Genomic DNA, 26,168 nt, shown 5'->3' with positions numbered 1-26,168 from the left:
CTAAGTAGTATCAATGGTTCTCTATACGCTTTAGCTGAAGAATATATTCACGCACTACACCATCATCGCAGACTATCCTTCACTGACTACGATGTAACTAATCCAGATGAACGTGAAGCAGCTCCCCTAGCCATTCAATATCTTAAAAAGCGTTGGGATTACTATGAATATAGTAATAACTTGTTGGATTTTGTAAACTGCACTGGCGCAAACGAGCACCTAGATCTTGCTGCCAATTTATTTAAAACTAGTATCGCAAAATAAACTTACGCGCTGAACAACCACGTAAACAGATTGACAACAATCAATCTACTAATACGAAAAGAGATGAATATTTTGAATAAATCTGTATTTTGACTTGTCTTATCCATAGTATTGACGATATTAACTGCTATTTCCGTACTCGTAGCTATCTATACAAGAGGCGAAATGATCTCATTTAAGATAGCCAATGGAACGTTTAAATTAGAGAAACCGACATTTATCCCGTTACACTTTATGACTATCTGGTCCATAGTTAAGTTTAATGCTGCTAAAAAAATAGAAAAAGATGATTATCGTTCTGAACATCTACGTTAAAAGACTGATTGAAGCAATATAATTAGTCACCCACTTCTTCCATACTCATGAATTGGTTCGACACTGCTCATTATTTAGAATCAATGCTCACTGACCGATTAAAATTTTCAACCAATTAATTAACAAAATAAAAAAGCTCTGCCGAAGCAGAGCCCAGAAGCTACTTAAATAACTTCTTTAATGCGTCAATGATAAATGGTGTTATTACAGCCACAATCAATGACAATAACGCTGCAAGCAACGTATCGATTACATGGAACATACTACTACTATATGCCTCCAATCTAGTGCCTATTGTGAAGCTGGCACCAAATAAGTGTAGCACAAAAAATATGTATAAAATAAAAACCATCAGGCGCTTCACTTCCTGGTGGTTTATAGACAGAGGCACATAACTTCTATCCCATATAATCTACACAAAGTATAACATATAACTCTATTTCTTGCATTTAAACGATGTCAAACTCTAATACGTGCTGAATATCCACGCTAAAAGGTTTAAGGAGAAAGCTTATGATTACATCTTATAAGAAATTCTGGAATAACTTTCTGGATGCTTCAGGAACAGCAAGTCGCTCTGACTATTGGTGGCCAGTAATTATTAATTTCGTTTTGGGAGCTCTGATTGTTAATTTCATTCAAGGACTCACAGGACACCCAATCACCGAAATTTATAATGTTCAAGATTTGACAGTTTCTATGATTCGAAACGTTGCTATCATTGTTCTTTGGTTCGCAAATCTAACGGTGTCAATCCGTCGGCTTCACGATACTGACCGTTCAGGTTGGTGGGTTTTAATTTCGATTATCCCATTCATCGGGACTATCTGGAAAATTATTTTGATGCTTCTACCTTCTAAGCCTAGTCGTTGGAACTAAACTTAATTCCCACTTTATTGTGGGATACATACACGCCGAACATCCACGTTAAACTATTCATTTTAATGGAGTATCAAATGGGTAATATTATTGCAATTATCGGATTATTTTTATTCCTTCTATGGCTCTATGTACAAAATTCAAAAAAACTAAGCGTGTCACCCCAAGTAAAATGGGCATTATTAGTACTCAGTGTCACTTTGTTTTTTCTTGGCGTTCGTATAACTCATCAACATTAGACTCTATACACCGGTACCCACAATTCTGTGGGATAGATACATACGTGCCAGGCATCCACGTTAAAAGGTTAATTAGGACAGTTACATGATAGAAACTAGTGGTCTGATTACATTATTAGCAGGAACACATTCTGGTCCTGAGGCAATTCCTCTTTTAATACTTGTTCTGAACTTTTTGGCATATGTAGAGATTAGCTCTAATTCAAAATTTTCTAGAGACAAATTAGCAGGAAATGTGCAGTACACAACACTGAATCGATCTCTTTTTTGGTTTAGCATTTTAGGTGGCGGAGTTGGTGCTATTGTCGGAGCTGTACGTTTCAAAATATTTTTAAATAAACCAATTTTTTGGCTCTGCTCTTTAATTGGTTCAATCATAGGAATATTGATAGTCTCGATTACCTTGAAATTTTTAATACTGCCCATATATTTCTAACATTGAATGACAAGTAAGCATCCTTTTTCATAGCTTACAAAAAAACATCAAGAAGGAGTGCAGATGCTATCAATATGTAATTTCTTACTTGTTAATAACAATTATTTGGAGTACCAAAAATGGCAAAATATGACCACTTCTATCTATATTTAACAGGGTCTCTAATTCTCACCGTTATCTTCATATTAATCAATAAGTTAATTGAAAAAATAATCAAAAATGTAAGTATAAGTGCATGCAGATGGCTTAGATATATTTTAATATTTTTGACGTTTGTCCCGTTCTCAACAATTTATTTTGAAATTGGAATTCAAGGTCAACACGTTACCCCGTTGATTTTCGTAGTATCCCTTATTTCTACAATTTTATTAGGATACACAGCATACGCATTAAAAATATCAGTACGTATTCAAGATAACAAACATATTAAACTCCCCAATAATAAATCGCGAAAACATAATAAATAAAATTCACCCAATTAAGTCCAATCATAAACGACGAAAAAGTTTATTTTAAGGAGCTATGAATTATGACAGTATTTGGTATTTTACTGCTACTCATTGCGTTAGTTACGTCTATCGTATTAGCAGTCAAACTAAATAAGAATAAAGTAAAAAAAGTGAATGATATGAATAAACAAGATAAGCGGACATTAACGATAGCACTTATCTTCCTGATTATCGGGATACTATTCGTGTCAATTGATAGCTCAAATTCAAACAAATCAGCAACTAAACCAAGCATCAACAAAAGAGAAAAAGTAAGTGATAGACAGATAATCTCTAAGTTCAATGAGTTGATAGCTAATCATCTAAGCGAAGACCAAGGCTTTGCAACTGGTAAACTCGACGAAAACGGAAAAGCATTGCCAGAAGGTGAAACACGTGAACCAAACACAAATTTTGCGTGGTCAACAACTATCAATAAAATTGCATACTATGATGCTGGTGGTACAAATGGAATTAAAATTTATTTAACCGCTGACGCTGCAAATGTTCTAAACAAACCAGGAATTCTTGCAGTTGCGAAACAAGCGCAATTCGCAGCAGCTTCTCAAATATTCATTGATTACAGACTGGTCAATTTTTTTGATTTAAGTACTAAGGATAATCCAAGTCTGCCCTTTTCAGTTGTTTGTGATCAATCTGGAAAAGAAATAGGTCGTTCTTCTGCGCTAGATAAGTCATTAACATTGGATTCATTCAAATAAAAAGCATTCCCCTTTCTTTGTATTGGGAAATACATATTACGTGCCAGATAATCACGTTAAAAGGTCTATTTTAAGGAGTTATCAATGGGATTCAGATTCAGAAAAAGCATTAATCTAGGCGGAGGCGCTAAACTTAATTTTAGTAAATCCGGTATCGGTTGGAGTTTTGGTAGTAAAAATTTTCGTTATACAAAAAAAGCAAGTGGCGGTACTAGGACAACATCATCAATTCCAGGAACAGGAATCTCATATGTCAAGGATTCATCGAGTTCTAAATCAAACAATTTGAATCAACTGAATAGAGTATTGAAGAATGGCAATACCAATAACTGGTGGTTCTGGTTTCTAGTCGGTATTATATCTTTATTAGCGAGCTACTTTATGGGTCAAACCAGTGTCATATTAGGTGTTTTGTTACTTATCATCAGTGGATATATATTTATAAATTCAAGGTTACTTAAAAAAGAAAAAAATAAAAACGCGTTTTGGATATTGCTTATTTCAATTTCACTAATCGTTGTAGGCACGATTGGCTATTCATCTCAACACTCGCCCGCCCCAACAAAATTAGACTCCATAAGCTCATCATCTACAAGTAATACTACAGAAGATGATGAAAGTGAATCTATTGCGTCTTCGATATCTGAATCGGAATCAATAGCATCTGAATCTGTATCTGTATCAGTTTCAATGTCCATCGCAAGTTCCGAAGCTGAAAGCTCAAAAGCTGCTGAATCTGCTGCTGCATATCAGAGTTCAACTCAAGCATCCGCAGCAGCATATGCTGCTCAAACTCAGCCAACTAATCGCTACTGGTAGTCGTTGGGCAATTGAGAATGGATATACCTGGGCGCAACCCGAAAAGGGCACAGTCACATTATTGCACCAGGTGTCGCATTACCAGCTGGATATTATTGGGAAGTTGGCCATTAATATAAAAATATCTGTTTAACAAAAATTTTTCTTTATGTATCTTATGCTTTCACTTTTCTTATTTACTTCTGCTCTTGAATCCTCTCTTGTAAAAAAATTGAAGAATGGTAAAAACACGAATTGTTGAATTCATCATATCAATATAATTTGAACGACTAATAAAAAAATCACATCCCCCCGTCGGCAAACAGTAGGATGTGATTCACGTAAAAAGCACTATCACTAGCTCTTTTCTGTATAAATTATACCACAGACCTGGGCATGTCTTTAAACTGCTCTTAAAACGAAAGAAAGGTTAGGTTTAAGCTAATATCGTACGAAAAACGCGGGAAAACTTGGAGGTCCATTATCTCTTATCGTGATAATCAAGGAAAACGGAAACGTGCAACAAAGTCAGGATTTAGAACAAAAAAAGAAGCAGAAGAATATACGATTGATTTTAAAAATAAACAAAAGATGAGCGAGAATGATATTAATAAAAAAATATTATTCCCTAATTATTTTGATGAGTGGATTGCAAAATATGAAAAATCAGATGTAGCAAGACAAACATTCATAACGCACTACTCTGCTCAAAAAGAAGTGAGTGAATATTTTGAAGGTATAAAGATTTCCGATATTACTAAGAATGTTTTTCAAAAATTCTTAAATGATTTTGCAGAAACTCACGCCAAATCTACTGTTAGAGGCTTGTCAGTAAATGTTGGAATGGTTCTTAAGGATGCTGTATCAGAGGGTATATTAGACAAAGACCCTACTTTTCGGGTTAAAATTAACGGCCACGCGTCAAAAGATAGTAGCCAAAAATTTTTAGAAGAATCAGATTTTAATAACATGGTTCATCATATTGAGAATTATCCATTAAATCGATGGTTAATGATTATTTACACTACTGCTTTATCCGGCATGCGTATAAGTGAAACCTTCGCATTAACGATGAATGATATTGATTTTAGAAATAACACAATTAGTGTTACTAAATCCAAGACGGCTCATCGCCCCTTTGAATTTGTTAAACCAAAGACCAACTCGTCTATTCGTCATATAGAAATGCCTAATAAATTTTTTGATCAGTTGAATAGATATATTTCTGAGTGTTCTCCACTTGATGAACATATTTTTGGAGAAACTAGTGATACAAGAGCTGTAGGAAAACATTTATCTTCGCTATTAACTTCAATTGGAGCATCAAAAATAATTTCACCACATGGATTACGACATACTCATGCGTCTATTTTGCTTAACCATGATGTCGATATAAAATACGTTTCCGCTCGCCTAGGACATTCAAGCATATCAGTAACTCAGAATGTCTATACTCATCTTTTAAGCAGCAAAAGAGATTTGGAAGCTGGAAGAACGTTAGATATTTTAGGTCAATAATATAAGGGTGCCCAACAAATAACTTTTTTAAAAGGGTGCCCAAGTTTAAAAAATGCACTCAAAAGTTCCCAAAAGGTGCCCTAATTTAACGACAAAAAACAAATTATCATGCGCAGTCACAACCTTTTTATATAAAGAAAAGCCCCATTGCAACGGCGTTTGTACCGTAACAACAGGGTTATAAACGATTTCTAATTATTTCAAACCGTACTTCTTGTTAAACTTGTCAACTGCACCGTCAGCTTGAGTAAACTTAGCCTTACCAGTGTAGAATGGGTGTGAATCTGATGATGTTTCAATACGAACCATTGGGTAGGTTGCGCCTTCAAAATCAACTGTTTCATTTGTATTAACTGTTGAACCAGCTAAAAACTTTGCACCAGTAGTTGTATCAACGAATACAACGTCACGATATTCTGGGTGAATTCCTGCTTGCATGATGTTCTCCTTATAGCCCTGGCCTCTCTCAATGATTTGGACCAGAGTCAGTTTTATTAACTAAATTATTGTACCACATTTCATTGGGCTTGTATAACATTTCATGAGATTTAAAACAGGTATCGTTACCCTATTTCTTTGTTTCTTCATCGCCTGTCTTCAAAACAGCCATAAATGCTTCCTGTGGCACATCAACAGTCCCGACAGACTTCATTCGTGCCTTACCACGCTTCTGCTTATCCAATAATTTTGCCCGTCGATCCGGATCACCTGTATGAATTTTTGATGTCACATCTTTCCGGTAAGCTTTAATGGTTGAACGTGCAATAATTTTTGCACCAATGGCAGCTTGTACCGGGATTTCAAAATTACGACGTGGAATAAGTTCTTTTAATTTCGCCGTAATAATGCGTCCTCGTTCTTGTGCAAAATCTTTGTGCACAATAAAACTTAACGCATCCACTTTTTCACCATTCAAAAGAATATCAATTTTAACTAAGTCAGAACGACGATAGCCAGCTAATTCATAATCTAATGATGCGTATCCTCGAGTTGAAGATTTTAACTTATCAAAAAATTCAAAGATAACTTCTGATAGTGGTAGAAAATATTTAACATTGACACGATTTGCATCCAAATAATCCATGGTATCAAATTCACCACGTTTACGTTGTGCCAAATCCATTACTGCGCCAACATAATCATTTGGTACCATAATCTGTGCATGAACAAATGGCTCTTCAATATAATCAATTAGTCCCGGATCCGGTAGTTCTGATGGATTGGCAACCTCTACTTTAGTTCCGTCTTTCATATAGGCATGATAGGTCACTGACGGTGCAGTTGTAATCAAATCCATATCAAATTCACGTTCGAGACGTTCTTGAATCACATCCATATGCAACATACCCAAGAACCCAGTTCTAAACCCAAATCCGAGCGCCTGGGACGTTTCTGGTTCGAATTCTAATGATGCATCATTTAGTTGCAATTTCTCAAGCGCTTCTCTTAAATCATTATATTTTGCGTTATCTGACGGATATAATCCCGAATATACCATCGGAGTCATAGGCTTGTAACCCGCAAGCGCTTCACTTGCGCCATTGGTTACAGTAGTTATTGTATCACCCGGCCTTGCATCACGAATGTTCTTAATTGACGCGGCTAAATAACCAATATCCCCCGCCATCAACTCATCTCTTTTAATCGGATAAGGTGAATTAACACCAACTTCGGTCACTTCATACTCAGCACCCGAATTCATAAAACGAATTTTATCGCCTGGTCGTACAACACCATCCATTACGCGTAAGGTTAAGATAACCCCTTTGTACGCATCGTATGATGAATCAAAAATCAGCGCTTTTAATGGTGCTTCTAGGTCGCCTATAGGTGCAGGTAGCTTATGCACAATTTGTTCTAATAATTCAGGAATACCAACGCCTTGCTTCGCTGAGGCGAGCACAGCATCAGATGCATCTAAACCGATTACATCTTCAATTTCTTTTCGGACACCCTCTGGGTCAGCTGCAGGCAAATCAATTTTATTAATCAGAGGTAAAATCTCCAAATCGTTATCCAATGCTAGATAAACATTCGCTAACGTTTGGGCTTCAACCCCTTGTGCAGCATCAACAACCAAAATTGCGCCATCAGCCGCAGCTAGTGAGCGTGAGACTTCGTATGAAAAATCTACGTGACCTGGTGTATCGACTAAATGAAAAATATAAGTTTCGCCATCGTTTGCCTGATAGTGCACCTCAACGGCGTTCATCTTAATCGTAATACCACGTTCTCGTTCTAAATCCATGGTATCTAAAAGCTGAGACTGCATATCTCGAGCAGCTACAGTATGTGTGGCCTCTAGTATCCGATCAGAAATCGTTGATTTCCCATGATCAATATGAGCCACAATACTAAAATTACGGATATGTTTTTGGCGCGCCTGCATTTCTTCAATATTCATTTTGCGCTCCTTTATTTATTCTCTATATTTAATCTATTATACGTGAAATAATGCCGCTCTGCATCTATTAACAAAATGCAAAAATTATTTAATGCAACAAAAAAACTATCCGAACTATCGGATAGTTTTTTATGCTGTTCAAATTAACCGCGACGAGCTTCTTTGATACGAGCTGCTTTACCGTGCAATGCACGCAAATAGTACAACTTCGCACGACGAACACGACCGTAACGAACAACTTCAATCTTATCAACACGTGGTGAATGTAATGGGAAAGTACGTTCAACACCTACACCGCTCGAAATCTTACGAACAGTGTAAGTTGCTTGGATACCAGCACCCTTACGCTTGATTACAACACCTTCAAACAATTGGATACGTTCACGTGATCCTTCGACGATACGTGCATAAACCTTAACTGTATCTCCGGCACGGAAATCAGGGACATCACTCCGTAATTGTGATTCAGTCAACTTTTCTAACAATGCATTTTGACGCATATCAAATCTCCTAATCGACATTCATTAATCATCCGACCAGCGGAACATCGTTAATATGGCTTTTCAAACCAGATATAAATATACCAAATTTGAACCATCATTTCAAGTAAAAGGTATAAAATAACCCATAAAACTATGTCATTCAATTAGGAATGATTATTTTAAAACTTTGAAACGATCGTCATCTGCCAAATATGTTTTCTCTCCTGCCGGTGCTTCAATTGAACCAATAACAAATTGTGACCGCAACCGCCAGTTAGATGGAATGTCAAATGCTTGTGCAAAACTATCGTCAATAAGTGGATTATAATGCTGAATTGTGCCACCTAAACCTGCTTCTGTAATGGCAAGCCACGTCGCATAAGTTGCAATTCCATGCCCTTGTTCTGACCAATCATAAAAATTATCCGCATACAACGCAAAGTCATTTTCAAATTGTTTTACAACGTCCGTATCAGTATAGAACAATACAGTTGCATAACCTGCTTTAAATCCATTGACTTTGTTTTGGGTCGCTTCCCATGCTGCTTCATCTGGTACCTCTGACTTCAAACGATCAGCAACCAAATCCCAAGCCTGATCATGCTTCTCACCAAATAGAATGACAGCCCGAACAGTTTGATTATTAAACGATGTTGGTGCTTCTTTAATTGCCGTTTCAATTAATGAAACTAATTGATCATCACCAACCGTTACTTGCTTTCCCAATGCGTAAATTGAACGTCGCTTGGCTTCCAAATTCAAGAAATTCTCTGCTAATGTCATGATATTAATCTCCACTTTCTTTAATTGGTTTATTGCTAACATCATTAAGATTACTATTTTACTTACAAAAAGTAAATAGAATAATCAATCCACTTTTACTTGATAAACTTTTTCATACCGTTTTCGTTGTAAATCAAGCCAATAATTTGGATTTAGCGGCTCTCCTGTCGCTGTCAATAATATATCACTTGGCGATTTCGATGCACCATATTGCCAAATATGATTTCGGCGCCAATCAATTAATGGCTGATAATCACCTGATTGTAACAAACTAGAGATATCCAGCTCCTTATTCATTGCATATCTAAATTGCGCAGCGTATAAATGTCCCAATGCATACGATGGAAAATAGCCAAAACTGGCATCTGCCCAATGGATATCTTGTAAGATACCTGTGACATCATCTTCTGGTACAACACCTAAATATGTTCTATATTTTTCTCGCCATAGTGCTGGTAACTCTGATACATCCAGGTCATCATTAAAAATTGCTTTTTCAATTTCATAGCGAATAATAATGTGTAATGGATACGTTAGTGGATCGGCCTCAGTTCGGATGAGTGTTGGTTCTGTTTTCATCCAACCATCATAAAATTGTTCGAATGAAATATCTGCCAGTACATCACCAAATATATCCTGTAGTTTAGGGTATTCATGGTACCAGAATGCTTCATCCTGTCCGATTATCACTTCATTGAACAAAGACTGTGATTCGTGAATACTCATCGCAATCCCCTTATTAAAGGGCGTATAATCCCATTTTGAATCGACATTCTGTGCAAACATACCATGACCAGCTTCATGAAATAAACCAAGCACAGCCATTTTGAAGTCCCTATCAGACCAGCGTGTTGTAATACGTGCATCATTACGGTTCATATCCTGCATAAATGGGTGTACCGTATCATCTAATCGCCCACGTTCAAAATCAAAACCGAGTCGCTGAATGGTCGGCTGAATATATCGCAATTGCAAGCCTTTAGGCACTGAGCGATGCAAAAATTGGTTATCAGGTGTTTCCCCATTTAATTGAAGTTCTTGTTGTAAAGCACCAAGACCCTGCTTTACTTGATTAAAGATAGAATCTAGTTTTTTAGTCGTTAGGCCCTGTTCGTACTGACCCAATAGTACATCATAGGGTGTTTGCTCATCCGTTTGCCATAAAGGAATCAGTTGTTTTGTCATATGAATGAGTTTTTCAAGGTACGGCTTAAAAATCGCATAATCATTTTTTTCTCGTGCAGCAGCCCACGCATCTTGTGCCATAATTTTTAGACGTTCAAATGCAATATAATCGTCTGCAGGTACGTTAATCACATACTTAATATCATGTGAGAAGCGCTGAAATAAGGCTTGATCATCAATACTAAGTGTCGATTGATTGTTTGGTAACTGATAATAATCTAATAGCGCTTTCGCTTTCTTACCTGTCGTGACTTTCAAATAACGTTTTGTTAAATATGCCATTAATTCTGCTCGAAATTCGCCAGATTTAACAGGCATTCCCGTCAACTGATCCCAACTTAAAAGAGCCATGTTTTCTTCCAACAATGCTTGTTCTTTCAACAATTCATGTAAATCATCACCTGTCAGTTGCTTCGCCATATATCTAACCTCACTTTTCAGTTGGTTTATAAATTGATCGATTATCTAACGCCCATGATTTTGCCCCAAATTCACCAGGATTCGTCTCCGCCAATGCATTATCAAAACTTTGTATATTGGCATCGAGTTCATCAAGTTGATGTAGGATATTTGCTTCTTTAATCAACGGACGTACTGGTGACCCATATTCTAGCTGTCCATGATGCGCCAAGATAACATGCCGTAAGACTACCATATCTTCACTAAACAAGTCCAAGTTTAACTCCTGTGCTGCCAAAACAATCTGTTCATCAATTAGCACGATATGACCAATTAAATTACCAGGAATTGTGTAAGTCGTTGCAATTGGTCCGGATAGCTCGATTACTTTCCCTAAATCATGTAGAAGTGCACTGGCTAGTAATAAACTACCATCAACATTTGGGTATTGTTTAACGACAGATTGCGCTAATCTAGCAATCGATAGTGAATGGAAGCCTAATCCACCAGCAAAGGCATGATGATTTGATTTCGCTGCCGGATACGTAAAGAACTGTTCATGATACTGGTTCAAAAGAAATCTCACGACTCTTTGCCATGTTGGATTTACAATTTGAAAAAGTAGTGCATTGACTTCTTCCTCCATTTCCTTTGCTTTCATTGGACCTGAAGCCATATAATCTGCCGGATTATTCGGCTCGCCTAGAGTTGTTGGACGAATTTCAAAGAATTTTAGTTGGGGCTTATCACGATATTCTTGTCTAACAGCCGAAATTGCAACAACTTCGCCCACCTTTAAAGCTGCAGCTTCGTTTTCAGTTGTATCCCACTTCATACCCGAAATTTCCATTGATCGATCTGCAACCGTAATTGCTAAGTATGGTTTACCACTATTAGTAACCCGTGTATCAATTTGTTTTAGCAATACAAACCCGTTTATATTTTCATCAACTTGATAATCTCGAAGTTGTTTTGAATCACTCATCTTATTCACGCTCCTTATTACTTAATATCATCAATTAGTTACACTCTATTCTCATGCTGTCTCACATTTAGATCAATTACTCTTTGATATTGACCGCGATGGGCAGTAAAATAAACAACTTGATAACCTGCTTGCACAAACTCATCTAATATTTGATTAATGCTCTCACGGCGATGCACATCAAAGTCAACAAAAGCATCATCAATTAATATTGGGAATTGAAATTTCAACTCTGATTGCTTGATAAAGGCCAACCGGAGTGCCACATATACTTGCTCCGCTGTTCCTTTAGATATATCAATCAGATTAACCAATTCACCCTGAGATGTGACAACACGCAATAATGTTTTTGTATATTTAATTTCAGTATACCGACCCTGTGTTAATCGTGCCAAAAATTGGTTTGCAATTTGAATTAAACGCGGTAATTGGTCACCAATTGCTACATCCAATGTCTTTTGAATCCAGATGCTTGCAAGACGATGTACAAAATAATCTTGCAACATTTGAATCACTTCTGTTCGTTCATTATTAAGTTTTTGCTGTGCAAGGCCAAGTGCCCCATCTCGACCCAACTCCTGCCATTGATAATTCAGTGCTGCTAATTGTTGCTGTTGCGCATGTAGTTGTGTTGTTAATGTTGATGTTTCATCGCTTAATACTGACGTCTGATTTAACTTTGCCATATCTTCCGGTGCTACGTCTACCAGCTGTTGTTCAATCATGCCATACTCATTTTTTAACTTTTCAGTTATTTGATCATATGCTAACCTATCCAACAATTCTGCCTCATCTTGTATTCCTAATTGTGTGAAATACGTTTGAATCTTAGTCTCCAATTGTAATTGTTCAACTTTTTGACGTGTCTGCTGTTCACGTAAAACGTTAATCTCAGCAAAACGTTGTTTGATTTGCAATAAATCATTTGATTCATCTAACCAGTGAATCTGTTGCATATTATCTGTTATTACTTGATTAATTTGTTCCAATTGCTCATCAACTCGTAGAATTTGTAGCTTCAGATCTTGAAACAAGCGCAAGTCAGGCTGCATTTTTAAAATATCCTCAACTGGATAATCCACATGTACTGCTGTTTTTTTAATCAACCATTGTGCACTGAAATAAGAAATAACACCGATAATACCGCCAATGAAAGCAATTGCTGATTTCTGCAAAATCATGCCACCGATACACATTATCAAGCCTATCACTAGGCCAATTGTTCGTTGCTGAGAATGACTATTTTGTTGCTTTTGGCGTTCTGTTAAGCGCACATATTCTGATTGAGACAACGGTTCTGGTAAAGTATCCATTGGATAATGGCTTAAAATCAAATGTTGTTGATCGACCTTTGTTTCTCGTTGATGATTTAGTTTCTGTCTTTGATCAACCAATCGATCAATATCAGAAATTATTGTTTTTGTATAGGTCAACTGTTGATCATCTACATGTGTTTGTTGACCCACAGTTTGCAAATTTTTTTGCTGGGCTAACAATTGCGTCACTTGATTAACTTTGCTTTTATCAAGTGGCGCCAATCGTTGATCCATTTCTGACTTAAGCGCCTGTTTCTTTTGAAAAATCGGCTGCTGACTAGCTAACTGCTTCATTTGTAATTTTTGTTCTTGCACTTGCTCAATTTGACGTGATAATTGTTTCACTTGCTCATCAGCGGCCTGCCTTGCCAAATTAAGTTGCGCCATATCTGGTGCCGTCTGTAAAGCCTGTAAATAATTTGTCTCATTTAATTCTAAATGGGACAAAGCCATATTAATCGGACGTTTGGCAGTCTTTGTCGTTCCCATTTGCAATGCAGTTTCTTTTTCCAAGCTGGTCGCAACGGTCAACCATGCTTCTGCTCCTGGCATCACCATACGTCGTAAATGATCATTTAAATCAGCCGGTTTTAAACTATAAATTTGCAGTAGACTTTCTTGATCAAAACTATAAATTGCTGAAAATATTTCGCGCGTTAATGGGCCTAGGATTTCTGTCAATTTTTGTTCTGGATTATCTTCATGTACTTGATTAGCACAATCAATCACTTGTAATTTTGAATCGGTTCGCCCAAGACGTTCAATTTCAAAAAAGCCCTGATTAGTTTCAATAATCAGACTACCGCCATAGATGTTGTGTCCTTGATTCTCAAAGGTTTTGATCTTGTTTGATCGTGCCTGTGGATATCCAAACAGAACACCACTAATAAACTGATGCAATGACGTTTTTCCCGCTTCATTTAATCCAAAAACAACCTGTAATCCTGAATCAAATTCAAAGGTTTCATCCGACCACCGACCAAAACTCTTTATCTTTGCCTGTTTAATCCACACGGTACAAGCCTCCTTGAATTTGACGGATAATTTCTTGAACCTGTTCGCCCATATCATCCATTGTTTGAGGCCGACTAAAATAATCAAAAACTGCTAAATTTTGTACAATATTCAACCCATTTTTTTGTAAACTATCCAAAGATATTAACTGATTAAATGTATTTTCCCAATATTCATCAGCAATCACTGGCATTTCATTTTGAGCCCTAGCCATTTCAACATGTATTTGATAAACAAAGTATTGGTCCTCTCTTCTAGAAGCAACATTCATTTGATGTTGAAATTGTGGAGAACTCAACAACTGTATCAATTGCCAATTTTCCGTCTTGATTGTCAAATTAATAAGCGTTAAATCAGTATTTACTACTTTCGTCATCTGCTCTCGAATTTGCATCACAAAATCTGTCAGTGTTAAATCTTCATTCATGGTCACAGTTTGTTCACCCCAAACAATTGGTGCTGCAGCGATAAACTCTGGCACTAACCACCCTTGTGAATTCTCTGATACCAAATAAAACCCTTTTTCGCCATTTTCTTTGCGATTCAATCCTTGCAAGCTACCGGAATAACCAATAAAAGGGTGACTTTGTAATGTTTTTCGTATATGAATATGCCCAAGTGCCCAGTAATCATAATGCTTTTCATTCATCTCACTTATACTAAATGGTGCATAGTCACCCTGACCATCTTGTCCAAGCTCACCATGATACATGCCAATATGGTACTTATCTTGCCCTTCACTAGGAAAGTTAGTAACCATTGCGCTATGGATATGCTGTTTAGCATAACTAAACCCCGAAATTGCAACCGTTTCTCCCTGTTGTGTCACCATGTGAAGCGTCTGGACTTCATGTGATAAGACTGTCACATTTTCAGGCAATGACATTTGAGTCGCAAAATCAGTAATATAATCATGATTACCATAACTAAGAACTACTTGAATGCCTACGTCATTCAAGCGATTCATTTGTTCAATAAAAAATAACTGAATTTGGGGATTGACTTGATGTGTATTGTAGATATCACCCGGCAATAAAACAAAATCAACCCGTTTTTGAATCGCACAATTAATAAGGTTTTGAAATGCAGTCAATGTCGCAACTTGTAATTGACTCAATACCCAATCGGGTACATCAGATAATCCAACAAACGCGTTGCCTAGGTGTAAATCTCCTGCATGAATAAATTTCATATCTTGTCCTATCTTTCTCTCTAGATAAAACAAGGAAATGATTGCGTTGCAACCATTTCCTCATTCATAAATTTAATTATACAACTCAGCAATTGGCTTTGTAATAATGGCATTAATTTCTTGTAACAATGCATTCAAAGCACTTTCAGCCTGCATCAATGCCGTCAAAGTTTCATGCTTTTCCATTTCTGACGCGACAGCTTGCCAACTTTCAATTTGTTCAGCACTCGGTTCAGCACCTGTTTGTACTAACTCTTGAATAGCCTGCTGCTCAGTTTGAAACTTCGTGAATACTGCTTCAGCCTCAGCATCCTGATGCATAGCAGTCACAGCATCACGTAAATTTTTATATTGTGCCGTTTCCACTAAATCGCTTGCGACACCGTTAACATTATCATAAATATTAATCATTATATTTCTCCTAAATTCTATTGACCTAAAATACCTTGAATACCATTCCAAATGGTTTGGGCGCCCTTTTTCAGGGTATCACCTGCCTCTTTTGCACCTTTGGAAATGTTACCCATGATATCTTTAATATTACCAGAAACCCCATCTTTTGTACTATTACTTTCAGAAGTTTGTTCTTTTTGTTTTGTGCGAACACTTGTGACATCAAAATCAGTCTGTGCCGTGTTTGGAATAATCTGTTCAAGAGATTTCTTCATTAATGGACCCGCCGTCGCACTAAGATAGGGTGAAATTGATTGACTGGCGTTATCATAGCCAGTCCATGTCACGTTCACAATATCAGGTGTATATGCAATTGCCCACGAGTCAGTCGCTACCGTTGCATTATTTTCTTTTCCAACCGCTTCTGTAGTTCCAGTCTTACCAGCAACGGTATAGCCCGTCGGATCAGCAGCGACACCCGTTCCATTGGTATATACGCCTAACATCATGCTCGTCATTTCATTAGCCACCTTTTGTGACCATAAGCGTGTCTGCTTTGGTTTTACGGTATCCACAATTGTTCGGCCACTTGCATCAACTATTTTCGTAATAAAGTGTGCATCAGACATTTGTCCGCCATTAGCAAAACTAGTATATGCTTGTGCCATCTGTAGGGGCGAAACACCCTTAGAAAGTCCGCCTATAGCCATCGCATAATTTTTATCAGCTTTTGTTAATGGTAATCCCGCTTTAATACCAGCTTGATAAGCAGTATTTAGGCCAATTTGTTCCATCACCCATACCGCTGGAATATTGTACGACTTCTCTAATGCTATATACATAGCCACATCATCAGTGGTTACATCCCCATAATTTTTAGGTGCGTAATTATTTGTACCAAAAGTCATTTCATGATTGGGCAATTTTGAATCATAAGAAAAGCCACGGCTTAACGCTGGTGCATAGTCTACGATTGGTTTAATCGTTGACCCTGGTTGTCTTCTAATTTGTGTGGCGCGATTAAGACCACGGAAAACATGTTCACCACGACCGCCAACCACAGCGCGAACACCACCCGTACGCGCATCTAACACCACGGTTGCCCCCTGTGAATCATTGCCAATTGGATTCAAATATGGATTGGCATAATCATCTTGTAGATTACTCTGATCTTTTTGGTTCATGGTGGTATAAATTTTGTAACCATCTTTCATGATATCTTGTTCTTTAAGATGGTACTTATTCACCGCCTCATCAATAACTGAATCAAAAAAATAAGGATATTCATAACTAGAATTGTCAACTGCATGATTCGTCGCATTAATCGGTTCAGCTTGTAATTGATTAGCAACCTGTTGCGTCATTTTTTTATAACTCACTAAATTTTGTAACACTTGATCTCGTCGGGCTTTTGCAGCCGATGGATAATTTAGTGGATTATACCCATTAGGCGACTGTAACATTCCAGCCAGCATCGCACCTTGCGTTTGACTAAGTTGACTAGCATCAACACCAAAATATTTTTGTGAGGCATCTTGAATACCCCAAATACCCTCACCAAAATAAGCGTTATTTAAATACATGGCTAAAATATCATGTTTGGAATAAACTTTTTCAACTTGAACTGCTAAGAACAATTCACGAACTTTACGAATCGTTGTCTGTTCTTGTGATAGAAATGCATTTTTAACCAATTGTTGCGTTAGCGTTGATCCGCCCGATACCGCACCATTACCTGTTACTTTGTGCATGGCATTCAGAATTAACGCCCTACCAATACCCGTAATTGAAAACCCATACTCGTGATAAAAATTTCGATCTTCAGTAGCCAGAACAGCATCCGTAACATTTGACGATATTTGAGCATATGACACATATGTCCCTTTCTCACCAGAAAGGCTACCAGCTTTATTGCCGTTAATGTCATAGATTTGAGTTGTATTACGTAAACGCGCCTTTAAATTAGTCACATCCGTCGTCTTTGCTTCAAATGTTCCAATGATACTAATTATTAAAAAAACACTTAAACAAAAAGCAACGAACCAGCGGGTCAGCTGAAATCGTCGCCAGATTGGTCCTAAACTTTTTGCCCACTGTTGCTTTATCTTAACCAATAATTTTTTCATTACCCTAACCAATTTCTAAATTGATCCGCTAGACTAATTGCTGCGGCCACTGATGGACTCAAAATATGGATTGTGTCGTGTCCAGCGACCGTTGAAACGACTTCTGCTAAATTCGCATTATCAATCAATGCTGCTAATCGATTGCCATTTCCAGGTGTCGTTGAAATTGATGTAATAAATTCCACACGAGTAATACTCTGTGCCATATTTTCAATCCCTGACTGTACATCAGATTGTTCAACAACTGGTACTTCTTGGATAACTTGATATCGACTTTTACCAGTTTTATCAGCTCGTCTCACAACACGTAGTTCTTTAATATCTCGTGAAATGGTAGCCTGCGTTACATCGTAACCACCATTCTGTAGGTATTTCATCAGATCCTCTTGCGAATCAATGACCTCATGTGCCAAAACATCTAAAATCAATGCTTGACGTTCTTGCTTCTTTAATGCCATGGATTTCTCCTTTATATTTACTAGTACTACAATTATACTATCTTTTTCATCTTAATATAGTCTTTACAAAAAACAACTTCAGCTTACGCCAAAGTTGCTTACAAATTATTTCTGCTTTCCAAGCACCAAACTACGATATAACCAAACTGTAATCATGTAATAAATCGCATAGATTACGCCTAATAACATGACTGGTATCCAAAAATGATAATAAGGTTGTAACAAGATAACTTTAAACATTTGCAGACCAAATACGACATGAATTAAACCAAGGATAGCTGGCAAAATAAATAAGTAACCAATTTCCTTTGCAATCGCCTTCGCCATTTCGGAACGTTGTGCGCCAATTTTATTAAGCATTTCATAGCGCCGAATATCATCTGATGCACCAGAAAGAATCTTAAACATCAATGTACTTGCCATCATTGCTAAGAATGATACACCCAAGAAGAAGCCCATGAATTCTGTTCCTTTTGATAATTCATTCAAAAAATTCATATTTGCATATCGACTATAGTACTGATTTGAATCGATGTGATTCTTCTTGATTTCAATTTGATCTATTTTTCGCCATATATCCTGACTAGCATTAAAATCAGCACTTTTCACAGTACGTGTTACCTGAACTTCTGCCTGTAACTGATTAAACGAATTAACATCTACCAATTTAAATTCAAATGGTTCAGCTTGCATATAATAGGGATAAAGTTGCATCAACGTTTCTTCCCAACGTGGCGTTAATGTTAACGTCACTAAATTTTCAGCTGCTGGTTTTTTATATTTATTATTCGCCGTCAAAGTCGGAATATTTTTCATTAAATCATCAACTTGATAGTAGACAACATGATCAACCACTTTATACCGATAATTATTATATTTGGTTTGCGCCCCTGTCTGACTTAACAACTTTTTTTCAACACCATTAGGATTCTGAAGAACTGCATCATAATAATAACTTTTTTCAGTAATTAAATCTGCGTTACTTTTAAAACCAAGTCCAACTGTCACGCTCCCCAATGCCAAAGCTAATAGCATCGTCACGACGGCTAACATGCGTGAGTATTGTGTCATTCGAAATTCAATTTGACCGTAAGTAAAACCTGTTAATCCGCGCTCAATAGTATGTTGACGATGACGAAGTCCAGCAATAATACGGGGCACAAGCGTTGCATAAGTCAAATATGTTCCAACCGGAATTGTCACCAATGCGATTCCAACGCCATTTAATTTCATATCACCCGTTCCAACTTGGTACAGTGCCAAGTAACCGGCAACCAATAAGAGAATTGCCAACCCGAACATTCCCCAATTCAACACTTTTTTAACGGGCTTACGTTCGGTCTGTTTACCACCTTTTAATAGGTTGATCAGTTTCATCTTACTTAACATGCCTGCATTGACAACTGATGAAACAAAGAACAATACCGTGAAGAATAAAACTGTTATCACAATCGAAGGGACATAGAAAGCTGTAAACGCATGCGATTGAAACGACAAGGCCTGCATTAATACATGACTCACTATCGCTGATAACCCAGTGCCTAAGATTAAGCCACTCATGATAGCAACCACACCAATTAATAATGTCTCACCAAACATAATTTGCGTGATTTTGTTTTTTCTAGCACCCAGCATCATATACATCCCAAATTCACGTTGTCTTAAGGAAAGCAAAAATGAATTCGCATAAATAATATATACTAACGTAATAATTGCTAACAAGACTGACCCTAGGTGAAATATAATGGGCAAAACACTAACTGACGATGTACTTTGAATAAACGCCTTATTCATCGCGATCGTTTCAAACATATAAAAAATAGCAACGGAAAAGATTAGTCCTGAGAATAAAACGATATAATCACGACGCCGACTTTTCATGCCAGATAAGGCTAACTTCATTAACATACCAATTTCCCCCAAAAAACTAATCTTGTCCAAGTTGTGCGACAACATTCAAAATGTCCTGATAGAACGTTTCATTGCTCTCATTTTGACCCTTATTCAACTCTTTATAAACTTGTCCATCTTTAATCAACAACAGACGATTGGCATAACTCGCACTCATCGCATCATGCGTGACCATCAAAATTGAAACGCCCTGGTTAACATTCATCTCTGTCATCGCATCTAACATACTATGTGCGTTTTTCGAATCTAATGCTCCAGTAGGCTCATCCCCTAAAATAATAGCTGGATTGTGTACCAACGCCCGCGCCGCAGCTGTTCGTTGCTTTTGACCACCAGAAAGTTGTTCTGGGTATTTATCCAATAAATCTGCAATGTCTAAAATCAAAGCCACACGATCCACTGCCTCTTTAATATTGGCTGCTTTAACGTTTTGTAATGACAACGGCAAGGCAATATTTTCACGAACAGTTAAATTTTCTAATAGATTAAATTCTTGAAAAATGAATCCAATTTCTTTTGCTCGGAAATCAGACAGTTTGCGACCAGATAAATTTGCAATTGATTTACCACCAATTTTTATTTCGCCAGATGTTGGTACATCTAGAGTAGAAACTGCATTCAGCAATGTTGATTTACCCGACCCTGATGCACCCATAATTGCCACAAATTCGCCTTTTTCCATTGTAAAGCTCAAATTATTTAAAGCAGTGTGTTGGTTTCCCTCTTTTTCACCATAAACTTTTGTTAAATTTTTAACTTCTAAAATATTCATTATCTATTCCCCTTTATTGTTTTCAAAACAATGATATACGATATATAACATTAACACTTATTTATATTATACTGTATATCATATTGTGTCAACAAAAAATAAGCTTTTCTCTACAAAATAAAAACCCATGAGCTAACATAAATCTAACTCATGGGTTTCTATTTTAAATTTATTTATTTAATAAAGCTGACAAACGTGACTTATCACGTGATGCTTTATTCTTAGCAATCAAGCCCTTTGAAGCAGCACTGTCGATTGCTGATGAAGCAGCAGCGAATAACTCTTGCAAGTTATCAGCCCCTTCTTCAACGGCCTTGCGGAACTTCTTAACTTCAGTACGGTAGGCTGAAGTTTGTGCGATATTCCGCTCGCGTTGTACTTTGTTCAAACGAGCACGCTTAATTGATCCTTCAATAATTGGCATGTCTATTCTCCTTTGATGATATATGTCTTACAGTGTCTACGTGTTAAAATTAACGACGCAAACCAAGCTTTGCGATCAAGTCACGGTAACGTGCAACATCGTTATCACGTAAATAACGTAATAAGTTACGACGGCGACCGATTTTCTTCATCAATCCACGTTGTGAGTGGAAATCATGCTTATGTTCAGACATATGTCCGTTCAATGAGTTAATGTCAGCAGTCAAAACTGCAACTTGTACTTCAACTGAACCGGTATCACCTTCGTGACGTGCGAACTCCTTCATGATTTCTGTCTTTTGTTGTGCAGAAATTGCCATTGGAATTATCCACCTTTCATAAATAAAATGTCGCCCAATGCCGAGTAATTCGACGGTGAACCGTAAAAACACAGCATTAGGTCGTGTGCAAAAGTGCACTTAAATATAATAACTGAATTTCATGAAATATGCAAGCATCAGCCAGTCAAGTATTTTTAATCCCAATTCAACTAATCATCGGGCTTTTAACCATAGTGCCAACTTTGATCAGATAAATAAAATCGATTTTTGAACACCAGCAGCAAAACATCATCTCATTGACGTATCGCAGCTCGGTAACGCTTTTTTAAAATATGACACAACGTAATCACTTTTGCCGATAGCCAGATCAGTGCATTAACTATCCGCGTCATTAGGCTGTAATGGTTTGGTAGCGAAGAACAAATAATTCAAATAATAGTTCTGGGTCCCTTGCTGTCCGCTTGAGTTGCTTTTCCATATCAACTAGCCCTAAATATGCCTGTGCGATATTTTTATATGCTAATTTACGACCTGTTTGGCGCGCTAATTTAACTCGATAAGGATGTACTTTTAACGCAGTCGCTGTCCCTTGTTCACTCGTTGTCGCTGCTTTAACCTGTAATAATAATCGGAATTGAGAGAGCATCGCCCCATGTAAGCGCAGAGGCTCCTCACCACTCACTAATAATTGATGATACAAATTAACTGCTTGTGAGAGCTTTTTTTGCAGTAGTAAGTCAATTAAATCAAAAATACTCTCATTCAACGTTTTCGTCACGCTAGCCGAAACCATGGTTTCCGTAATTTTCTTATCATTAACCGCAAACAACATTAATTTATCAAGTTCTGACATCATCACAGTTAAATTATAATTTGTTAGCCGACCAAGTAGTTGCTGGGCCTCATTTGTCATGTCATAACCCGACGTACGTAAACGATGTTGAATCATTCCTAAAATATCTTTTTCTGTTAATTCCCCAAAAGCTAGGTGTTGACTCTGCTCTTGCAATCGTTTAGTCACTTTTTTACGTCGGTCTAACTTATCATACGGCGCAAAAATAACTAACGTTGTTTGTGGTTCAGGATGATCCAAATACAATAATAGTTCGTCAACCTGATGTTCAATTTTGTATCGATTTTGTTCACCGGATAAAAAAAACGCATTATCGATAAGAACCGTTCGTTTATCACCAAAAAAAGGCATTGACCGCGCATCATCTAATGCCACGCTCAAAGGCACCTCGTGCATATCAAATTGCGCTAAATTCATCGCTTGATCTTCTTTTGGCACAGAATTGACAAATAACTGTCGCGCTTGATCTAATAAATATTGGTCAGTTCCCTGAATCAGATACACAGGTGCGGTTTGTGCGTCACTCAAATCATTTTGAATTGTCTGTAATGTCACTGCCATTATAAAGCGTCCTCCACCAACTTGTTCCAAAAAACCATGTATATTCTACCATACCATGCTTTTGTGTATTGTACACTAGCATTTTTCTATCTCTAGCCTTTTGTAATACAATTTGACTTGGGTGACGATAACGATTATTCTGTCCAGCTGACACAATACCAATTCGAGGACGCAATTGTGATAGCCATTTATCTGACGTGCTCGTTTGTGACCCATGGTGACCAAATTTCAGCACGTCAATCTGAGGCACATCATAATTTTGCAAAATTCGTTCTTCACCAGCTTGGTCTAAGTCACCCGTAAATACCATTTTTAGTGGCCCAAATTGCCCAATTCCCGCCAAAGAATGTTCGTTTTCACCTGTTCCCTGTGTTAAGGGGTGGATAATCTTTAATTGTGACACTTTCTGGTCTTGGTCAGTAATAGCTCGAATATTCAATTTTAATGGACGCGTCATACGACGGAAATTATTATCATGTTCCATGCCTGAAGGGACAATCACCTCGTTAATTGGCATCGCCTTAGCTAATGCCCCTAAATTACCAATGTGGTCCCAATCCTTATGAGTTAATACCAATTGATCAATCCGGCTAATACCAAATCCACTGAGATTTCGTAATAAATCCTGTGCTGATTTCGATTGATAACGCAGCCTTTTAATATTATTCGAATCCGGCATCATCCTCGTACCACCAGTATCTAGTAGCATTATCTGACGTTTAAATGGCATGACAAACAAAGTCGAATCACCTTGACCGACATTGATAAAAATAACACGCCCACAAAATGTCCTTCCAGCCAGACACGTAAGTAGTATTAAGTAACCGATGATTTGAAAAATTCTGACCCTATTTACCATCTCTAATAATCGTACTGTCAAAAACACCAATATACCCGCGCTCAATAATGAAATTGCGCCAAAATTTAAATTACCCGGTACTTGTCCAACATTTGCAATTAAGAATTGACACCATTGTATCAATTGATTCGCAATCGTCACAATCAATATCATGTTGAATTTAGCGGCTAAAATGCCAATAACTAAAACTGGTAAAATTACCCATGTGAAAACGGGGACAGCAACCAAATTCACCAATAAAGCCAACGGATGCCATTCATAAGTATGATATATCAAATATGGAACAATCATGACACCTAATAGCAGGCTTACCTGCCAATCCGGCCGATCATCTACCCATAATAATCCAAACGCTAAAACATAAGATAACTGTCCGCCCAAAGTCTGTAAAACGCCTGGCTCAATGACAACGCCAAATAATAATGACCAGCCAAATAAATCATAACGAGATAATTTTAACCAGTGCATTTCTCGCCAAGTATTCAATATAGCTAGGCTGATGGGACGAATGAGTGAGATTACACCACCAGCAAACAACCATAAACCAACTAGTCCAATTTGGAGCATCATGAGATTGGTTTCTCGAGCGATTCCTACCCAACGTCCAAAAGCACGCCAGCTACGATAAACCAACATAACTTGAAATCCAGAAATACTAAACAAATGTACAAGTCCCGCTGTTCGAATACCACGATTATCATCATAAAAATCTGGTCTTGTAAAGCCTAACAACAAGGTTTCTCCATAATCGCGCAACCCATCTGGTAAGCACTCAAACCAAGAAACTAATCCAAAGTGCCAGTCTTTAATACCACTTAAAATCCAATCTCGAAGCGATAATTTGGGCTGTGAATTAGTAATCACACCTGACCTAAGCCGAATCACATACTGAATATTGCGATAAGCCAACATTTGATAAAAGTCCATACTATGGCGATTATTTTTGCGCTGCGGTTCGTTAATTTGGCCAATACCCTGTAGTTTAAAACTCGACTTCATTTTTTGATACTGTTGATAAACTGCTTGATCATCTATTTGCCAGATTAAATAATAATTTCGATGACAATATCTAACGCGCCCAGTCACACGATGGTCTCGGCTATTCAAATCATCAGGGTGAACGGTCAGCGTCATCGCACGTGAGATGCTTTCGGGTTGTTGCTGATACGCATCGTAGCGTTGTATCATCGCTACGCCAAAAACAAGCAATAACACAACGCACATAATCTGAAAGTACCGTCGAGACAACTGACAGTATGCAACCCAACTAAACCAAAGCAACGGTAGAATACACCACCACTGATGCCATCGTAGAATGCTATGGGCCAATACAGCAACAATTCCAATGATTAACCACTGACCTTGTCTCACGGGACATCAATCAGCTCAGAAATCTTGGCCAACGTTTTATCACCAATGCCTGAAACAGTTCTTAAATCTTCAATTCGTTTAAATGCGCCTTTTGCTTCACGAGTTGCAATAATATCGGCCGCTCGTTTAGCTCCAATGCCTGGTAAGTTTTGTAATTCAGCTAATGTCGCTTGATTTAGGTTAATTAATGACTGTTGCTTTTCTCCCCCGTTCTCCCGTTCATTACTGATACCAGGTAAAGGAAAAATTTCAGGTACCACTTCTTCTCCATTTGGAATATACAATACTTGTCCATCAGTCATTCGAGCGGCAAAATTAACCCGATGTGTTGCACTTGTGGATTGTAACCCACCAGCTGCTTTAATCACATCATTCACAATCACCGGTTCAATTAATTGATAAACACCAGGTTTCAATACTGCACCTTTCACATCAATCCAAATGCGTTTTTTCGATCATTACTAGCTAAAGTATTCGTTGTTTTCACGACGGTTGTGACATCCGAATACGGTTTACCCAGCGTTTTTTTATGCTCACTTGTTGATGTAATCAACGTCGGCCCTTTTGAAATGGGATTTTGAGCCAACCACCAATAAATGATTAGTCCGATTAAAACGACACAAGCAACAATGACCGGCATAAAAATATGCCGGTAACGAATAAAACATGATCTGAGCATACAATTTCCTCCACACTAATAAGGAACAGTATTGCAATAAAAAAACGTCGATTGCTCGACGA

At 37.5% G+C, this 26,168-nt stretch carries 24 protein-coding genes and 1 pseudogene; 5 read left to right on the top strand and 20 right to left on the bottom strand.

Annotated elements, in window-relative coordinates; all coding sequences use genetic code 11:
• Positions 1–1,092 precede the first annotated feature (1,092 nt).
• Positions 1,093–1,458 carry a DUF805 domain-containing protein gene (locus H9L19_RS06225; RefSeq protein WP_187528817.1) on the top strand — a complete coding sequence of 122 codons (366 nt, stop codon included), beginning with the start codon at positions 1,093–1,095 and terminating at the stop codon, positions 1,456–1,458.
• Positions 1,459–1,778: 320 nt separating this feature from the next.
• Here the strand turns inward: H9L19_RS06225 and H9L19_RS06220 are convergent, their stop codons facing one another.
• A complete protein-coding gene (locus H9L19_RS06220) occupies positions 1,779–2,123 on the bottom strand; it encodes a hypothetical protein (protein ID WP_187528816.1) in 345 nt (114 codons plus the stop codon).
• Between the two features lie 539 nt (positions 2,124–2,662).
• Here H9L19_RS06220 and H9L19_RS06215 point away from each other — a divergent pair.
• From H9L19_RS06215 to H9L19_RS06200, 4 genes and pseudogenes are all read left to right on the top strand, one after another.
• Positions 2,663–3,343 (top strand): hypothetical protein, encoded by a 681-nt coding sequence (locus H9L19_RS06215; protein WP_187528815.1) that lies wholly within the window; start codon positions 2,663–2,665, stop codon positions 3,341–3,343.
• A gap of 84 nt (positions 3,344–3,427) precedes the next feature.
• The gene (locus H9L19_RS06210; RefSeq protein WP_187528814.1) at positions 3,428–4,162 is read left to right on the top strand and encodes a DUF4236 domain-containing protein; all 735 of its coding nucleotides are present in this window, start codon (positions 3,428–3,430) and stop codon (positions 4,160–4,162) included.
• Positions 4,163–4,585: 423 nt separating this feature from the next.
• Positions 4,586–4,675: pseudogene (locus H9L19_RS08515) on the top strand (hypothetical protein); the annotation flags it as partial.
• A 57-nt stretch (positions 4,676–4,732) separates the two neighbouring features.
• Positions 4,733–5,659 (top strand): tyrosine-type recombinase/integrase, encoded by a 927-nt coding sequence (locus H9L19_RS06200; RefSeq protein ID WP_187528813.1) that lies wholly within the window; start codon positions 4,733–4,735, stop codon positions 5,657–5,659.
• 195 nt (positions 5,660–5,854) lie between these two features.
• On the opposite strand, the gene H9L19_RS06195 is transcribed toward H9L19_RS06200, so the two are convergent.
• From H9L19_RS06195 to H9L19_RS06105, 19 genes are all read right to left on the bottom strand, one after another.
• Entirely contained in the window at positions 5,855–6,097 is a 243-nt protein-coding gene (locus tag H9L19_RS06195) for a type B 50S ribosomal protein L31 (protein ID WP_187528812.1), read from the bottom strand.
• Between the two features lie 130 nt (positions 6,098–6,227).
• Positions 6,228–8,063 (bottom strand): translation elongation factor 4, encoded by a 1,836-nt coding sequence (gene lepA / locus H9L19_RS06190; protein WP_187528811.1) that lies wholly within the window; start codon positions 8,061–8,063, stop codon positions 6,228–6,230.
• Positions 8,064–8,206: 143 nt separating this feature from the next.
• Positions 8,207–8,563 carry a 50S ribosomal protein L19 gene (gene rplS, locus H9L19_RS06185; RefSeq protein ID WP_187528810.1) on the bottom strand — a complete coding sequence of 119 codons (357 nt, stop codon included), beginning with the start codon at positions 8,561–8,563 and terminating at the stop codon, positions 8,207–8,209.
• 156 nt (positions 8,564–8,719) lie between these two features.
• Positions 8,720–9,328 carry a nitroreductase family protein gene (locus H9L19_RS06180; RefSeq protein ID WP_187528809.1) on the bottom strand — a complete coding sequence of 203 codons (609 nt, stop codon included), beginning with the start codon at positions 9,326–9,328 and terminating at the stop codon, positions 8,720–8,722.
• 84 nt (positions 9,329–9,412) lie between these two features.
• Positions 9,413–10,933, bottom strand: coding sequence for a carboxypeptidase M32 (locus H9L19_RS06175; RefSeq protein ID WP_187528808.1), 1,521 nt, complete (start codon positions 10,931–10,933; stop codon positions 9,413–9,415).
• Positions 10,934–10,943: 10 nt separating this feature from the next.
• Positions 10,944–11,897 carry a 3'-5' exoribonuclease YhaM family protein gene (locus H9L19_RS06170; RefSeq protein WP_187528807.1) on the bottom strand — a complete coding sequence of 318 codons (954 nt, stop codon included), beginning with the start codon at positions 11,895–11,897 and terminating at the stop codon, positions 10,944–10,946.
• A 38-nt stretch (positions 11,898–11,935) separates the two neighbouring features.
• Complete coding sequence (locus H9L19_RS06165) at positions 11,936–14,227, bottom strand: ATP-binding protein (protein ID WP_187528806.1); 2,292 nt, start codon at positions 14,225–14,227, stop codon at positions 11,936–11,938.
• On the bottom strand, positions 14,217–15,419 hold the full coding sequence (locus tag H9L19_RS06160) for a metallophosphoesterase family protein (RefSeq protein WP_187528805.1): 1,203 nt from the start codon (positions 15,417–15,419) through the stop codon (positions 14,217–14,219). Before H9L19_RS06160 ends, H9L19_RS06165 begins: the two co-directional genes overlap by 11 nt.
• Before the next feature lie 72 nt (positions 15,420–15,491).
• Positions 15,492–15,830: a YlbF family regulator gene (locus H9L19_RS06155; RefSeq protein WP_187528804.1), complete on the bottom strand. Its 339-nt coding sequence runs from the start codon at positions 15,828–15,830 to the stop codon at positions 15,492–15,494.
• Positions 15,831–15,847: 17 nt separating this feature from the next.
• Positions 15,848–17,938 (bottom strand): transglycosylase domain-containing protein, encoded by a 2,091-nt coding sequence (locus H9L19_RS06150; protein ID WP_187528803.1) that lies wholly within the window; start codon positions 17,936–17,938, stop codon positions 15,848–15,850.
• A complete protein-coding gene (locus tag H9L19_RS06145; protein ID WP_187528802.1) occupies positions 17,938–18,396 on the bottom strand; it encodes an arginine repressor in 459 nt (152 codons plus the stop codon). The genes H9L19_RS06150 and H9L19_RS06145 overlap by 1 nt, the downstream gene beginning before the upstream one ends.
• 105 nt (positions 18,397–18,501) lie before the next feature.
• Positions 18,502–20,304: an FtsX-like permease family protein gene (locus H9L19_RS06140; RefSeq protein ID WP_187528801.1), complete on the bottom strand. Its 1,803-nt coding sequence runs from the start codon at positions 20,302–20,304 to the stop codon at positions 18,502–18,504.
• A 19-nt stretch (positions 20,305–20,323) separates the two neighbouring features.
• On the bottom strand, positions 20,324–21,079 hold the full coding sequence (locus H9L19_RS06135) for an ABC transporter ATP-binding protein (RefSeq protein WP_187528800.1): 756 nt from the start codon (positions 21,077–21,079) through the stop codon (positions 20,324–20,326).
• Between the two features lie 169 nt (positions 21,080–21,248).
• Positions 21,249–21,503, bottom strand: a complete 255-nt coding sequence (gene rpsT / locus H9L19_RS06130) for a 30S ribosomal protein S20 (protein WP_187528799.1) — start codon at positions 21,501–21,503, stop codon at positions 21,249–21,251.
• Positions 21,504–21,552: 49 nt separating this feature from the next.
• Positions 21,553–21,822 carry a 30S ribosomal protein S15 gene (rpsO, locus tag H9L19_RS06125; protein WP_187528798.1) on the bottom strand — a complete coding sequence of 90 codons (270 nt, stop codon included), beginning with the start codon at positions 21,820–21,822 and terminating at the stop codon, positions 21,553–21,555.
• A gap of 352 nt (positions 21,823–22,174) precedes the next feature.
• Positions 22,175–23,197: a DNA polymerase III subunit delta gene (gene holA, locus H9L19_RS06120; RefSeq protein WP_187528797.1), complete on the bottom strand. Its 1,023-nt coding sequence runs from the start codon at positions 23,195–23,197 to the stop codon at positions 22,175–22,177.
• The gene (locus tag H9L19_RS06115; protein WP_187528796.1) at positions 23,166–25,427 is read right to left on the bottom strand and encodes a ComEC/Rec2 family competence protein; all 2,262 of its coding nucleotides are present in this window, start codon (positions 25,425–25,427) and stop codon (positions 23,166–23,168) included. Before H9L19_RS06115 ends, holA begins: the two co-directional genes overlap by 32 nt.
• Positions 25,424–25,858 (bottom strand): helix-hairpin-helix domain-containing protein, encoded by a 435-nt coding sequence (locus tag H9L19_RS06110; protein WP_187528795.1) that lies wholly within the window; start codon positions 25,856–25,858, stop codon positions 25,424–25,426. The genes H9L19_RS06115 and H9L19_RS06110 overlap by 4 nt, the downstream gene beginning before the upstream one ends.
• Positions 25,855–26,106, bottom strand: a complete 252-nt coding sequence (locus H9L19_RS06105; RefSeq protein ID WP_187528794.1) for a hypothetical protein — start codon at positions 26,104–26,106, stop codon at positions 25,855–25,857. Before H9L19_RS06105 ends, H9L19_RS06110 begins: the two co-directional genes overlap by 4 nt.
• Between the last annotated feature and the right edge of the window lie 62 nt (positions 26,107–26,168).

The sequence above is a fragment of the Weissella diestrammenae genome (genome assembly GCF_014397255.1).
GTDB classification, from domain to species: Bacteria; Bacillota; Bacilli; order Lactobacillales; family Lactobacillaceae; genus Weissella; species Weissella diestrammenae.
This window is presented reverse-complemented; position numbering and strand designations above follow the sequence as displayed.

What these genes read in the sequence shown, in the direction of transcription:
- H9L19_RS06140 (WP_187528801.1), bottom strand. Translation starts at nt 20,304, where the DNA reads ATGTTAATGAAGTTAGCCTTATCTGGCATGAAAAGTCGGCGTCGTGAT.
- rplS (WP_187528810.1), bottom strand. Translation starts at nt 8,563, where the DNA reads ATGCGTCAAAATGCATTGTTAGAAAAGTTGACTGAATCACAATTACGG.
- H9L19_RS06225 (WP_187528817.1), top strand. Translation starts at nt 1,093, where the DNA reads ATGATTACATCTTATAAGAAATTCTGGAATAACTTTCTGGATGCTTCA.
- H9L19_RS06200 (WP_187528813.1), top strand. Translation starts at nt 4,733, where the DNA reads ATGAGCGAGAATGATATTAATAAAAAAATATTATTCCCTAATTATTTT.
- rpsT (WP_187528799.1), bottom strand. Translation starts at nt 21,503, where the DNA reads ATGCCAATTATTGAAGGATCAATTAAGCGTGCTCGTTTGAACAAAGTA.
- H9L19_RS06105 (WP_187528794.1), bottom strand. Translation starts at nt 26,106, where the DNA reads ATGCTCAGATCATGTTTTATTCGTTACCGGCATATTTTTATGCCGGTC.
- H9L19_RS06175 (WP_187528808.1), bottom strand. Translation starts at nt 10,933, where the DNA reads ATGGCGAAGCAACTGACAGGTGATGATTTACATGAATTGTTGAAAGAA.
- H9L19_RS06170 (WP_187528807.1), bottom strand. Translation starts at nt 11,897, where the DNA reads ATGAGTGATTCAAAACAACTTCGAGATTATCAAGTTGATGAAAATATA.
- H9L19_RS06135 (WP_187528800.1), bottom strand. Translation starts at nt 21,079, where the DNA reads ATGAATATTTTAGAAGTTAAAAATTTAACAAAAGTTTATGGTGAAAAA.
- H9L19_RS06150 (WP_187528803.1), bottom strand. Translation starts at nt 17,938, where the DNA reads ATGAAAAAATTATTGGTTAAGATAAAGCAACAGTGGGCAAAAAGTTTA.
- H9L19_RS06220 (WP_187528816.1), bottom strand. Translation starts at nt 2,123, where the DNA reads ATGGGCAGTATTAAAAATTTCAAGGTAATCGAGACTATCAATATTCCT.
- H9L19_RS06155 (WP_187528804.1), bottom strand. Translation starts at nt 15,830, where the DNA reads ATGATTAATATTTATGATAATGTTAACGGTGTCGCAAGCGATTTAGTG.
- H9L19_RS06195 (WP_187528812.1), bottom strand. Translation starts at nt 6,097, where the DNA reads ATGCAAGCAGGAATTCACCCAGAATATCGTGACGTTGTATTCGTTGAT.
- H9L19_RS06180 (WP_187528809.1), bottom strand. Translation starts at nt 9,328, where the DNA reads ATGACATTAGCAGAGAATTTCTTGAATTTGGAAGCCAAGCGACGTTCA.
- H9L19_RS06215 (WP_187528815.1), top strand. Translation starts at nt 2,663, where the DNA reads ATGACAGTATTTGGTATTTTACTGCTACTCATTGCGTTAGTTACGTCT.
- H9L19_RS06145 (WP_187528802.1), bottom strand. Translation starts at nt 18,396, where the DNA reads ATGGCATTAAAGAAGCAAGAACGTCAAGCATTGATTTTAGATGTTTTG.
- holA (WP_187528797.1), bottom strand. Translation starts at nt 23,197, where the DNA reads ATGGCAGTGACATTACAGACAATTCAAAATGATTTGAGTGACGCACAA.
- H9L19_RS06210 (WP_187528814.1), top strand. Translation starts at nt 3,428, where the DNA reads ATGGGATTCAGATTCAGAAAAAGCATTAATCTAGGCGGAGGCGCTAAA.
- rpsO (WP_187528798.1), bottom strand. Translation starts at nt 21,822, where the DNA reads ATGGCAATTTCTGCACAACAAAAGACAGAAATCATGAAGGAGTTCGCA.
- H9L19_RS06160 (WP_187528805.1), bottom strand. Translation starts at nt 15,419, where the DNA reads ATGAAATTTATTCATGCAGGAGATTTACACCTAGGCAACGCGTTTGTT.
- lepA (WP_187528811.1), bottom strand. Translation starts at nt 8,063, where the DNA reads ATGAATATTGAAGAAATGCAGGCGCGCCAAAAACATATCCGTAATTTT.